Source organism: Mycobacterium sp., from assembly GCF_965277065.1.
GTDB lineage: Bacteria > Actinomycetota > Actinomycetes > Mycobacteriales > Mycobacteriaceae > Mycobacterium.
In genome coordinates this window covers 153,192-165,511 of the sequence record NZ_CBDIBT010000015.1, presented here as the reverse complement: position 1 = coordinate 165,511, position 12,320 = coordinate 153,192, and the positions used below count along the sequence as shown (strand labels likewise).

Here is a 12,320-nt window from a genome sequence, read left to right as displayed (position 1 = left end):
GCCCTCAGCGACTCAGCAGCGCGGTCGCACTCCAGGGTCGTCTGCCCGGGTGACGGGGATTCGGCTGTTTGCCCCACAAGGCTGGCCACATGAACATCGGCAATCGGCGAAACCGTTTTGCCGCGGCCATCAGATGCTCGGATTCGACGACGCGCCAACCCAAATCTTCGAAGTAGGCCAGCCCGTTCTCGGGTGCGAAGACGAACGGCGCATTCTGCAGCATGCCTGCCATCTTCTTGTTCATCAGCCTTTTCAGACCCGGCCCGCCGAAGTCGAACATCCACCACGCCACCTCAGGTCGGTCGATCGCCTCCGAAAGCGCTTGCACATCAAGGTCTTCCAGATACATCAGCAGACCCTCGGTTAGCACCAGCGCCTTGCGGGCGCCATCCAGCGCGGTGTCGAAGAACGCCTTAAGAGCCGCCGGATCGGCCAGGTCAACCGCCTGCCGGGTCAGCCGGCACCGAGGCGTCTGATCGGCCAGCAGCTCTGCCTTCTCCGCGAGCAACGGTGGCAGGTCCGCCTCGATCCACGGAAAATCGGCGGGAAGGTCCAGTCGATACGGTCGGGTGTCCAGACCGGCCGCGAGGTTCAGCACCCGGTCGCACCCAATGGCGATCGCCTCGGCGATGGTGTCGTCGATGATCTTGGTTCGCGCCACCAGCCACCAGCCACTCCGGCTCGTCACTGGAGTCTTCGCAACGATCGCGCGGCCCTGCTCCCCTGCCAGGCGCTCGGCCAATGGATCACGGAACAACGCGTCCGCCCGCGCCGACTCGGTGGCCCGGTACAGCGCAGTCCAGCGGGCCGTATCCGAGACGTGGGTGATCAAATGGCCGGCTTCTGACATACGTTGCGTTATAGCACTCGGGCGCTGGTGGAATCCGGGTCGGGTCGTGTACAAGGGTTTGATGGACGATCCGGCCGTCAGGCCCGTCAGCCCGCCCATACTGCGTGAGGCGATGACCCGGCGGTTGTATCGCCGGGCGGTGATGACCGCGCAGATCACGGTTCCGGCCGTCCCCAGCATGATCGACGAGTACGTCAAGATGTGCGACAACGTCTTTGCCGCGTCAGGCGTCCAGTACACCGCCCAGCAATCCGCTCAACTCAAGGCGGTGCTCGCCGCCGAGTTGCGCAAGGCGTATTCGGCATCATCGCGATCGAACATCGTGATCTCGTTCCACGCTCCGTTCGGCGTCGGGATGAACTACCGCGTCACAACGGAATCCGTGACGCTTGGCGGGGCCTACGACGGTTGGCTCGACACTCGGGAGGGCCCACTCTTCGGCACCGAGCCGGACGCCCGGGTATGGGCGCTGGCCACCGAGATAGTCGATGCCGCAAGCCATCCGGTACTCGACGTCGGCGCTGGAACCGGCCGCAATGCCCTGGCCCTGGCGCGGCGCGGGCACCCGGTCGATGCGGTCGAGATGAGTCCGAAGTTCGCCGACATCATTCGGACCGAGGCGCAGCGCGAATCGCTCCCGGTACGTATTCTGGCCGGCGACGTCTTCGAGACCATGGACGGGGTCCGCCGCGACTACGAGATGATCATTCTTGCCGAGGTGGTCCCCGATTTCCGCACGACCGGTGAACTGCGTGGGATTTTCGAACTCGCCGCCGACTGCCTGGCGCCGGGAGGGCGCCTGGTGTTCAACACCTTCCTGGCGCGCGACGGCTACGTCCCTGACGCGGCGGCGCGCGAACTCGGCCAGCAGTGCAACACCATGATCTTCACCCGGGACGAATTGTCATCTGCAACAACGGAGTTGCCGCTGGAGTTGGCTAGCGATGAATCGGCTTACGAGTACGAGAAAATTTATCTGCCCGAAGGCGCCTGGCCACCAACGAGTTGGTTCGACGGATGGGCCAATGGCCTCGACGTGTTCGACGTCGAGCGGGCCGACTCCCCCATCGAATTGCGCTGGCTCGTGTACCGGAAGGCCTGAGGTTCGACTGTGATAGACGATCCGATCCATTTCGTCGACGCGAACGGTTTGAACTTCGCCTACCTGGAGGAAGGCGCCGGGCCACTGGTCTTGATGCTGCATGGGTTCCCCGACACCGCGCACACCTGGGACGATCTCCGATCCCGCATCGCCGCCAAGGGATACCGCGCGGTCAGTCCCTTCATGCGCGGATACCGACCCACCGCAGTCCCGGCCCGCGATGCCGATCAAGAGACGTTGGCCCACGACGCCATCGCGTTGATCGACGCGCTGGGCGCCGGCGAAGCCATCGTCATGGGGCACGACTGGGGGGCGTCGGCCGCCTACGGCGCCGCGGCCTTGGCTCCTGAACGCGTCACGAAGCTGTTCGTTGTCGCGATCCCCCACCCGGCCGCGCTGAAGCCGACACTGAAAAAGCTCTGGGGTGTCCGTCATTTCGCGGCGTACAAGCTACCCGGCGCCTCGAAACGCTTCGCGCGCAACGACTTCGCGGCGTTACCTGCGATCTGTCGACGATGGTCGCCGAACTGGAGCCCGGAACCGGGCGAGTTCGACGCAGTCCGCGCGAGTTTTTCGGACCGCGCAAGCTTGAACGCGGCTTTCGGCTACTACCGGAAGCTCTCGCTGATCCCCAGCGCGTCGCTGAAGAAGCGAATTTCGGTGCCCACGGTCGCGTTTGCCGGGCTCGGTGATCCCATCGCCGAACCCGCGGACTATCGGTTCGCGGCCCGCATGTTCACCGGTGACTACATCGTCGAGGAGGTCGACGGTGGCCACTTCATGCACCGCGAGCACCCCGATACATTCGCGGAGCGACTGCTGAAGCATCTGTGAACGGCTGCTATCGTGCTGTGCCTATGCCAGATATGGATCGTCGCACCCTGTTTTTGATGACGGGCTTCGGCGCCTTGGCAGCGGCGGTCCCGCTTCCGCAAGCCGGCGCCAACCCCCGCCCACCAGCCGCGCCGGCGGGCGGCTACATCTTCTCCGACGAATTCGACGGACCGGCCGGGTCCGCGCCCGATGCGTCGAAGTGGGCGGTGGCCAAGGCCCGCGAGACCATCAAAGACCCAACGCATTGGGAGCTACCCGAGAACATCGGCCAATACCGCGATGATCGTCGCAACGTCTTCGTCGACGGCAAATCCAACCTGGTCCTGAAGGCCGCCAAAGACGGGCCCACCTTCTACAGCGGCAAGATCCAGAGCCACTGGCGGGGCGGCGTGGGTCATACCTGGGAAGCGCGGATCAAGCTCGACTGCCTGACTGCCGGCAATTGGCCCGCCTACTGGCTGGGCAACGACGATCAGGGTGAGATCGACATCGTCGAGTGGTACGGCAACGGCAGCTGGCCATCGGCCACCACCGTGCACGCCAAGGCGAACGGCGGCGAGTGGAAAACCCAGAACATCGCCGTCGACAGCGCGTGGCACACTTGGCGCTGCCAGTGGGATACGAGCGGCATCCGATTCTGGAAAGACTATGTCGACGGCGCGCAGCCGTACTTCGCCGTCTCGGCGGACTCGCTGCCCGATTGGCCTTTCAACGGACCCGGCTACACCGTCTATCCGGTGTTCAACCTCGCCGTTGCCGGGTCAGGCGGCGGCGATCCCGGGCCGGGTACCTACCCGTCGCAGATGCTGGTCGACTACCTCAGGGTCTGGTAGAGCCCCAGACGCCAATGACGCGGTGAACCCGCAGGTCCACCGCGTCACCGCGATGTGTCAGAAGTTGTTGCAGGTAACCGCGACCTGGTTGATCATCGGGAGATACTTATTCGCCTCCCGCGGGAACTGCGCCTGGGCGTCATTGGCCATCTGGACGCGCTGATCAGGCCCGGAAGCCAGATACCGCTGCAGGAAGCTGCTAGCCAGCCCTGAGCTGGTGAGCTTCGCGCCCGCGCCGGGCGAATTCGCATCCAGCGCGCGGACCACCTGGTCGTAGTTGCAGGTGGTGTTGATTGCCGCCGGCGACAGCCCGTCAGCGGACGCGATCCCCGCGCCAGCGAGCGCCGCCAACGCCAGACCCCCGGCTGCAGCAGCCAGCTTGCTCATTGAACGCGTGACCATGTAGGAACACCTTCCGGATTACGATCCGCCGAACCTCGGCGTCGATAAAGCGAGTTTACCGGAAGGATCCGAAGGTCGACCTGCGCGAGGATTGAACACATAAACCTCACAGGTCACACCTAGCCTTTCATTGCGCGGGTACTTTTGGGTATGTCCGAGGGCCCGGCTCGCAACCCGGCGGTCGATTTCTACCGGGTATCCGGAGTGGTCCTGATCGTGTTGGGCCATTGGCTGGCCGGATCGGTGACCTACCGCGACGGGTCCTTCGGTCGACAGAACCCATTGCTGGATCAGCCGTGGACGCAGTGGCTCACCTGGATCTTCCAGGCCGTGCCGACGTTCTTTCTGGTCGCGGGCTTTGCCGCCGCGGTGTCCTGGGGCCACCGGCGGGCAGACGACGGGATGTCGCGCCAGAGCTGGGTGCGCCACCGCCTCGCTCGGGTGTTGGGCCCGTCGGCGGTGTACGTCGCGGTGGTGTCGGTGATCGTGGTGGCGTCCGGCGCCGAGGGAGCGTCGGGCTCGCTTCTGGAATACGCGGGCTGGGCGGTGGCCATGCATCTGTGGTTTCTCGCTGTGTACGTGATCGTGGTTTTGCTCACGCCGACAGCGATTGCGGCACAGCACCGTTGGGGACTTCTCGCACCCGCCGCACTCGCGGCAGGCGTTGTCGCCGTCGACGTGGCCGCACTGGCCGGTCACGTCGACTATCTGAACTGGCTGAATTATCTGCTCTGCTGGGGGCTGCTCTACCAGATCGGAATCGCCTGGCAGAGCGGCCATCTAGCCGGATTCAGACCCGTGTTTCTCGCCGCCGGTTCGGCGTGTGCGCTATGGCTGCTGATCTGGATCGGTCCCTATCCGATCAGCATGATCGGCGTGCCCGGCCAACCCGTGCAGAACACCGAGCCGCCCTCGGTGGCGATGCTGGCGTTCGGCTGCACACAGGCCGGATTGGCGATCGCCGTCGCGCCCGCGGTGAGCAGCGTGCTGCGGGCTGGGGCGATTCAACGATTGCTGTCGCGAGCCAACGCCAACGTGATGGCCCTGTACCTGTGGCACATGATCCCCGTGGTGATCGTGGCGGTCACCGCTTACCCGGCCGGTCTGTTGCCGCAACCGGACGAGGGCGGCGCGCAATGGTGGCTCGTCCGGCTGGAATGGGTGGCGATCCTCGGCGCGGTGACCGCCGTCGAGCTCGCACTTCTGTGGTGGGGCCGGCGCGTTTTCGCTGCACCGCTTCCGGGCCTCGATGTGCCGGGGGGCCGCTGGGCCGAACCCTTGCTGGTCGCCGGGGCACTGATGGCGTCGTACGGATTCGCGTTCCTGGCCGCGGAAGGCTTCGCGCCGGACGGGCACTTCCCGTGGCTGACCGGGGTGATTTTCTCCGCCGGGGCGCTCTTGGTAGCGCTGCGTTCCCGAGATCGCGCACGCGCTGACGTAATTCCCCTGCGGCAATGACCGTTTGGCGTCCACCTCATCATCGTGAGACGGACGCCATCGGCGTCAGGACGCTGCGCTCAGCGCGGCCAGAGCAGCGTCGTAATTCGGCTCCTGGGCGATCTCAGGCACCAGTTCCTCGTAGGCGACTTTGCCGTCGGCCCCGATCACCACCACGGCCCGGGCGAGCAGGCCGGCGAACGGACCGTCGGCGATGGTGACGCCGTAGTCCTCACCGAAGCTGTCGCGGAACGCCGAGGCGGCCTGTACGTTCTCGATGCCCTCGGCGCCGCAGAAGCGCGCCTGCGCGAACGGCAGGTCGTTGGACACGTTCACCACCGACACGCCGCCCGCGGCCGCACTTTCGTTGAACGTGCGCACGCTGGTCGCGCACACCGGGGTGTCCACTGACGGAAAGATGTTCAGCAGTACCGGTTTGCCCTCGAACTGTTCGCTGTTCACCGCGCCCAGATCCGATCCGGTCAAGTTGAACGCAGGCGCCTTGGCCCCGACGGCCGGCAGGTCGCCAACGGTGTTGATCGTGTTTCCGCGCAAAGTTATCTGTGCCATGGGCACAGTCTGCCAAGTTCGGCAGGTCGGCATAGGGGCGGGGTGTTGACCAGCAGACCGACCGGACGCGCCGCGGGCTGTCATGCGAACACCGCGACCCCCTATATAAGGTCTACGTGTGCCTGAGATGAATCGACGGAAAGTCATGACGGCGACGATGGGCCTGGGCGCGCTGGCAGCCGCGATGCGGCTCCCGCAGGCGTGGGCCCACCCTTCTGCGCCGACAGCACCCGCGCCGGCTGGCTCGCCCGGTGCCTACATCTTCCATGACGAATTCGACGGGCCGGCCGGCCAAGGCCCCGACCTCGCGAAATGGACGCCCCAGACCTGGCAGGACGACGTTTACCCGCCGGTAGACGGGATCTACAGCGCCGGGAACGTTTTTCTCGACGGAAATTCCAACCTGGTCCTGCAGGCCACCCGCCAAGGTGACCAGTACTTCACCGGCAAGCTGCGCGGCAACTGGCGGGGCCCGATCAACACCACCTGGGAAGCGCGGATCAAACTCGACTGTCTGTATCCCGGCCTGTGGCCCTCGTTTTGGACCGTCAACGAGGATCCGCAGCCGGACGGCGAGGTCGACCTTTTCGAGTGGTACGGCAACGGCGAGTGGGCTCCGGGTACCACGGTCCACGCGGCATCCAACGGTAAAACCTGGGAAGGAAAGTCGATTCCCGGGATGGTGGACGATGCGTGGCACACCTGGCGGATGCGCTGGGATGAGGACGGATTCAAATTCTGGCGGGATTATGTGGACGGCGCATTGCCGTATTTCAGCGTGCCGCCGAAGCCGATCCATGTGTTCGGGGCCCCTCCCGAAGACAAGCGGTGGCCGTTCGGCAACCCCGGCTACTGGCTGTCGCCGATGTTCACACTCGCGGTCGGTGGGGTCGGAGCAGGCGATCCTGCCGGCGGGAAATTCCCGTGCCAGATGCTGGTCGACTACATCCGCGTCTGGTAGCGATCACCGGACCGCCTCGATCACCTGAGCCAGGTTGAACTGCCACCGCTCGACCAGTCGAAAACCCAGGTCGTGTGGAACTGCGAACGCCGGCGTTGCCCCGAAGAGTGGGCCGGGTGCGAGCGCCGGACCTTGCTGGTGAGCCGTTAAGGATGCGTCGGCCTGGGTGATTATCCACACGACGCCGCACCGGGTCAGCGGCTTGGCGACAACCTCGGGGATCAAGTTTGTGTCGAAGACGTCGTTGCGGTCGATCGCGCGTTGCCACAGGGTGAGATCGATCAGTTTCCGGTAGGCATCCGGGCGCGCCGCCAGCAGCGGCCGCATCGGGGCGGGCATGAAGGTGACAGTGTCGTTGACGAGCAAGCAGTCCCCGGGTGCGGCCTTCGCGCCGATCAAATCGGCGACCTGACTGTAGTCCATCCCGTATTTCGCGTACGAATTTCGTTGCGCTAGAACATAGTTCGGTGCCGCGGCAATGGTGAACATACTGAGTAGGGCTGCGACGGCCCAAGGTCTGGAGGCCAGTGCAGCAACGCAGATGCCGAGGACCAGCGCCAACGCCGGCGCGGTGAAGGCCAGGTAACGCGGCGTGTAGATGGGGTGGACCAAGCCCGACCAGCCAACGATGAGGGCGGTCGGTATGACAAACCATGCCACCGCCAACGTCAGCAGCTGTCGTGCGGCCCGTGTCACGTGCACAGATCCCTTGACCGCCAATGCAACGGTCGTCACCACGACGACTAAAGACAATAGCGCGAATGGCGGGCTTCTTTCGAAATACTGCTGGACGATTACGTCCTCCACCGTCCGGTAGCCAACCGGCGAGATCCAGCCGATCTGATGCGCCTGGCCGACGGCAGCAATGAGCAACGGGGTCACAGCGCAACCGGCCAGACCCGATGTCACGGCAAACCCCGCCAGGACCGTCCGCCTGCGCTGGAAGGCGCAGATATACAAGCCGTGAGCCACAACCAACAGCAACACGTACACGTCCAGCAGAGCCGAAAGTGCCAGGACGGTCCCGTAATACACCCAGGCCCAAGCCTTTTCATGCTGGGCGGCGTAGACGAGCAGCATCGTCAGCCATACGGCGGCCATCATCGAGAGGGCATACGGACGAGCTTCGATGCCCGCCCAGGTCGTCCGCGGCAGGATCGCGCACACAACTCCGGAAGCGATCGCCGCGTTGCGCGACACGAAAAACTTGCTGAGCACCACCACGCCCGCCGCGGTGCCGCCTACCGCTAGACCGCTCGGCGCCCGCGACCAGAACTCCGTGGGCGGGAAGACGTCGAACCAGCCGTGCATGAGCAGGTAATAGGCACCCTCGACGGCGTCGACGTTGCCCAACATCTGCCACAACTGCGGTAGGGAACGACTGTATGAAGCCGACACGGTCGCGGCCTCGTCGTACCAGAAAGACGGACGGCCAGCGCCGGCCAGACTGATTATCGCGGCCAACACGCCTATTAGGCAGGGGTCCAGCCAGTTCCCCGGCGGGAAGTGCTCGCCGCCGCTGTCAACCGAGCCGACGAACGTGCTGGGTTGTGGGCTGCGATCAGTCATCTGGGCTCGCCGCCATGTTGCCAGAAACGCGCCGAACGCGTGCGATCGGCTATGCCACCGCCGGCTGACTGCGCGGTCAACGCCGCGGGCGTACCCGGTAAGTCGACGGCCAGGAGTGCCGACTGTCGTCGCCGACCAGCGCCGTGCCTTTAGTTCCCACCTTGATGGCGTAGGCCTCCTCGCCCGCGCCGACTTCCCGGTTGGCGTGCTCGGTGGCCAGGTAGTAGAGCTCGTCGATGGTGGCTTCGTGGTAGGCCACGAACGTGGTCTTGCGGACGATGTCACCCGCCGCTGCGGTCATCCGGTCCGGCAGGATCCGGGTCGCCAGCGCCCCCAGGCCCAGCAGCGTGAACGGCACCACCCAGTAGCCGAGGTAGGCCGCGGGTGCGTGAGTATCGAGGATGGATGCTTCGGCGGCCGTCAGCGCTGGGATCGACGACGACACCGTCATAGCGCCGAACACCGCAATCCAGATCCAGGTCAGCCGCGTCGCGATGTGGCCGAACACGTCGCTGTTGACCACTGCCGGCGGTTGGTTTTCCGAGGCGTACTCGTGCACGAACGAGGTGCCGAATTGCCGGCCGAGCACGGTGACCAACAAGATCCCCGCGAAACTCAGCGGCAACGCCCAGTGCTGAACCACCGAGCGGTCTGCCAGCACGGTCAGCACCGTGATCACCAGAAATGTTGAATTAGAACCGATTTCGAGCGATCGTCGGGGGGCGCGGGTGAGGTATCCGGCGGCCAGTCCGGCGACAGCGATCACGAAGGCGACCGAAGACGCCACAATCAACGGCACGTTGCCGACCAGAGTCCAGTAAACGAGCCACGGCGCGAAGCCAAACAGAATGCCCACGGTTTGTCAGTGTATGAGCGCCGCCACACCGAGGGCAGCCTCGGGTCGTCAAGCGCGACTGCTCGTGCCGGCTCAGCGCTGCAAGCTGCGCAGGGTGCTCCTCGCGAATTTCTTCAGCACGTCGTCGCGCCTGGTCCCGGATCCTCTGGCGCTGATGAGCTGAGCATGTAGGCCGATCAGAAAGAACGCGGCGCTGTCGTACGCGTCGACGTCGTCGTAGAGTTCGCCGCGGATGCGGGCGCGTTCGATTTCGGCGGCAAGCAGCACAAACACCGGGTGTTTGGTCCAACTCTCGTCTTTGGGTGCTGCCGGCGAGAAGTACAGGCCGATGACGTCGCGAAACAGTGCAGCGCCCCACCTGGTCTCGAGCGCGACGACGAGCCTGACGATTTCGTCCAGCACCACCGGCAGATCGTAACGGGTGTCAAGGAAGCGACTGAGCTCCTCGGCCAGGTAGTCCTCGTCCCGGCGAATCAGCTCGAGCAGCACGTGCTCCTTGGTGGGAAAGTGAAAGTAGAAGGTGCTGCGCGCGACTCCCGCAGCCTCGACGATCGCGTTGATATCGGCCGAATGTGCACCGGCACGCTGGAACTCCACGATGGCGGCATCGAGAACCCGCGCGCGCGTCTTGAGGCGCTGGGCTTCGCGACCGGTTGCGGTGTCTTGCACGCCCCTATTCTGCCGCATGAGAAGCAGTCGCTGACAGATATCAGTCGAAAGGTGCCAGCTGAACGCCAATACCCGCAGAGGCGTAAGAAGGTGCCGTGCTTTTCGTTGTCATTTGTCAGCGAGCGTGCTAGATCTAGAACCGATGAACACCAGAGGTCAACGCATCCTGTTGTGGACCGCGCCGCCGGCGGTCGCGCTCTTTGCACTCGCCTACCTGGCGTTCCCGGTGTTTTCACCGCCGCTGTCGCCGACCTTGGCGCCCGATCAGGTGGCCGCGTTCTTCCGCGACAACGTCACCGGCATCCTGGGCGTGGCGATCCTCGGCAACCTGATTGCATGCTCGCTGGTTCCGCTGTTCGCGGTGACCGCCGTGCAGATCTCCCGGGCTGCGACGTCGAGCCCGGTCCTGACCTACGCCTACGTCATCTGCGTCGGCGTGGGGACAACAGCTTTCATTCTCGCCGACTATTGCTGGGGCATGGCGGCTTTCAGGCCTGACCGTGACCCTCAGCTGATCAGTCTGCTCAACGATATGGCCTGGTTTTTCTTCGTCGCACCTGTCGGCACGATCATGGTGCAGAACCTGTGCTTCGCGTTGAGCGTTTATCTCGATGACCGTGCCGAGCCGATCTTTCCGCGGTGGGTGGCGCACTTCAACGTGGCGACCGTCGCGCTGCTGGCCCCCAGCGCGTTCTCGATCCTCTACAAGTCGGGTCCACTCGCCTGGAACGGCCCGCTGTCATTCACGTTGCGGCTGACGACATTTGCGGTCTACATCGCGGTGATGTTCTGGGCCCTGCTACGCGCTGTCAAGCACCAGGGCGACGATCGGGTGGTTCTCGCATGAGCGCCGGCGTGGCCGAGCACGCATCGTCGTGGCGGACGAACCGCAAACTCGATCAATGGATTGCGTTTTGGAGCGTGCCGTTTTTCTTCAATGTGTTCGGGCTGGTGTTCGTGCCGCTGAGTTGGATGATGCCGCCGAGGTCGCCGAGCGACTCCACACCGCACATCGTCGATTTCATGCACTCCCACAATCTGCTCATCGCGTGCCTGATCCTGACGTTGTCCTACGGGCTCGCACCGGTGTCGAACGCCTGCTACCTGATGCAGGTCAAGCGGATGTCGGTCAGTCCGGCATTCCGCTACTCGATGATGATCGGCGCCATCACCGGCGCGATAGTAGGCATGCTGTTCCCGATGTTCTGCTTCGGACTGGGCGCGTTCCGGCCCGGGTACAGCTCGGCGATCCTGACCATGCTCTACGACTTCGGCTACCTGGCGTTCATCGGCTCGCTGGGCTGCTTCTGCGTCATGTGGATGGCCTTTGGTCTGGCCATCATTCTCGACGAGAACAACGTTTTGCCAAAGTGGTTGGGCTACTACACCATTTGGCAGTACGTGACCGAGCTGATGGCCGCGCCGGTCTGGATCACCAAGACCGGACCGTTCGCCTGGAACGGCCTGATGACCTTTTGGTTCGCCATGACGCTCTATGTCTCGTGGCAATTCATCGTGTACATCTGCATCTACCGGGCGATCAAGAGTCAACCCGAGGCCGAACTCGACAACGCCCCGGCCGAGCCACAGCCCGCTCCCGTCGCGGCCGCGGCCGGGACTCACGCATGACCGACGTGGCTCAAGGCTCGACCACCGAGGTCGACCAGTCACCGGAACCTGCCGCACGCGGCCACGTTCCCGGGTCCTCGAGCATGTGGTTCTTCGTTATCGGCGACCTGCTGATCTTCGGTATTTACTTCGTCGGCTACATGTACTTCCGGGTTCAGAACCACGAACTGTTCCTGGCCGGCCAAGCGCAGCTGAATCTGGACATCGGTGCCGTCAATACCGTTGTGTTGCTGACGAGTTCACTCTTCGTGGCGCTCGGGGTCGCCGCGACGCGTGCCGGAAACAGGGCGGAGGCGCTGCGCCGATTCTTTACCGCGCTGGCCTTCGGCGCCGCCTTCCCGCTGCTCAAGATGTTCGAGTGGATCCCCGAGATCACCAGAGGTCTCACGCCGGGCAAAAACCTCTTTTTCATGTACTACTACGTGATGACGGGCATGCACCTGTGCCACGTCGCCCTCGGCCTGGTCGTTCTGTGTTTCGTCATCCGCGACGTGAAAACGGCTCAGGTGCCAAAGATCTCGTTCGTCGAGACAGGCGCCACCTACTGGCACATGGTCGACGTTTTGTGGCTGGTCCTGTTCGCCTTGCTCTATCTGATGAGGTAAACC

General features: G+C 64.2%; 14 protein-coding genes. 8 read left to right on the top strand and 6 right to left on the bottom strand.

Annotated elements, in window-relative coordinates:
* Positions 1–4 precede the first annotated feature (4 nt).
* The gene (locus ACQY5A_RS04965; RefSeq protein WP_428339276.1) at positions 5–850 is read right to left on the bottom strand and encodes a class I SAM-dependent methyltransferase; all 846 of its coding nucleotides are present in this window, start codon (positions 848–850) and stop codon (positions 5–7) included.
* Between the two features lie 61 nt (positions 851–911).
* Here ACQY5A_RS04965 and ACQY5A_RS04960 point away from each other — a divergent pair, with 61 nt between their 5' ends.
* Genes ACQY5A_RS04960 through ACQY5A_RS04950 form a run of 3 tightly spaced genes read left to right on the top strand, consistent with a single transcriptional unit; the run spans position 912 to position 3,619 of the window.
* Positions 912–1,952: a class I SAM-dependent methyltransferase gene (locus ACQY5A_RS04960; RefSeq protein ID WP_428339275.1), complete on the top strand. Its 1,041-nt coding sequence runs from the start codon at positions 912–914 to the stop codon at positions 1,950–1,952.
* A gap of 9 nt (positions 1,953–1,961) precedes the next feature.
* On the top strand, positions 1,962–2,786 hold the full coding sequence (locus tag ACQY5A_RS04955) for an alpha/beta fold hydrolase (protein ID WP_428339274.1): 825 nt from the start codon (positions 1,962–1,964) through the stop codon (positions 2,784–2,786).
* A gap of 23 nt (positions 2,787–2,809) precedes the next feature.
* The gene (locus tag ACQY5A_RS04950; RefSeq protein ID WP_428339273.1) at positions 2,810–3,619 is read left to right on the top strand and encodes a glycoside hydrolase family 16 protein; all 810 of its coding nucleotides are present in this window, start codon (positions 2,810–2,812) and stop codon (positions 3,617–3,619) included.
* Positions 3,620–3,676: 57 nt separating this feature from the next.
* Here the strand turns inward: ACQY5A_RS04950 and ACQY5A_RS04945 are convergent, their stop codons facing one another.
* Positions 3,677–4,021 (bottom strand): hemophore-related protein, encoded by a 345-nt coding sequence (locus tag ACQY5A_RS04945; protein ID WP_428339272.1) that lies wholly within the window; start codon positions 4,019–4,021, stop codon positions 3,677–3,679.
* A gap of 150 nt (positions 4,022–4,171) precedes the next feature.
* Here ACQY5A_RS04945 and ACQY5A_RS04940 point away from each other — a divergent pair, with 150 nt between their 5' ends.
* On the top strand, positions 4,172–5,479 hold the full coding sequence (locus ACQY5A_RS04940) for an acyltransferase family protein (protein ID WP_428339271.1): 1,308 nt from the start codon (positions 4,172–4,174) through the stop codon (positions 5,477–5,479).
* Between the two features lie 45 nt (positions 5,480–5,524).
* Here ACQY5A_RS04940 and tpx read toward each other — a convergent pair whose 3' ends face one another.
* Positions 5,525–6,028, bottom strand: coding sequence for a thiol peroxidase (tpx, locus tag ACQY5A_RS04935; protein WP_428339270.1), 504 nt, complete (start codon positions 6,026–6,028; stop codon positions 5,525–5,527).
* Positions 6,029–6,155: 127 nt separating this feature from the next.
* Here tpx and ACQY5A_RS04930 point away from each other — a divergent pair, with 127 nt between their 5' ends.
* Positions 6,156–6,989 carry a glycoside hydrolase family 16 protein gene (locus ACQY5A_RS04930; protein WP_428339404.1) on the top strand — a complete coding sequence of 278 codons (834 nt, stop codon included), beginning with the start codon at positions 6,156–6,158 and terminating at the stop codon, positions 6,987–6,989.
* Positions 6,990–6,992: 3 nt separating this feature from the next.
* Here ACQY5A_RS04930 and ACQY5A_RS04925 read toward each other — a convergent pair whose 3' ends face one another.
* From ACQY5A_RS04925 to ACQY5A_RS04915, 3 genes are all read right to left on the bottom strand, one after another.
* Complete coding sequence (locus ACQY5A_RS04925; RefSeq protein ID WP_428339269.1) at positions 6,993–8,558, bottom strand: glycosyltransferase family 39 protein; 1,566 nt, start codon at positions 8,556–8,558, stop codon at positions 6,993–6,995.
* A 76-nt stretch (positions 8,559–8,634) separates the two neighbouring features.
* Positions 8,635–9,414 (bottom strand): hypothetical protein, encoded by a 780-nt coding sequence (locus tag ACQY5A_RS04920; protein WP_428339268.1) that lies wholly within the window; start codon positions 9,412–9,414, stop codon positions 8,635–8,637.
* A gap of 72 nt (positions 9,415–9,486) precedes the next feature.
* Positions 9,487–10,101: a TetR/AcrR family transcriptional regulator gene (locus ACQY5A_RS04915; RefSeq protein ID WP_428339267.1), complete on the bottom strand. Its 615-nt coding sequence runs from the start codon at positions 10,099–10,101 to the stop codon at positions 9,487–9,489.
* A gap of 124 nt (positions 10,102–10,225) precedes the next feature.
* On the opposite strand from ACQY5A_RS04915, the gene ACQY5A_RS04910 reads away from it, so the two are divergent.
* From ACQY5A_RS04910 to ACQY5A_RS04900, 3 genes are read left to right on the top strand one after another with little or no spacing between them, the layout of a single operon-like run.
* The gene (locus ACQY5A_RS04910; RefSeq protein WP_428339266.1) at positions 10,226–10,930 is read left to right on the top strand and encodes a hypothetical protein; all 705 of its coding nucleotides are present in this window, start codon (positions 10,226–10,228) and stop codon (positions 10,928–10,930) included.
* Positions 10,927–11,712 (top strand): hypothetical protein, encoded by a 786-nt coding sequence (locus tag ACQY5A_RS04905; protein WP_428339265.1) that lies wholly within the window; start codon positions 10,927–10,929, stop codon positions 11,710–11,712. Before ACQY5A_RS04910 ends, ACQY5A_RS04905 begins: the two co-directional genes overlap by 4 nt.
* Complete coding sequence (locus ACQY5A_RS04900; RefSeq protein WP_428339264.1) at positions 11,709–12,317, top strand: cytochrome c oxidase subunit 3 family protein; 609 nt, start codon at positions 11,709–11,711, stop codon at positions 12,315–12,317. The genes ACQY5A_RS04905 and ACQY5A_RS04900 overlap by 4 nt, the downstream gene beginning before the upstream one ends.
* Positions 12,318–12,320: the final 3 nt, after the last annotated feature.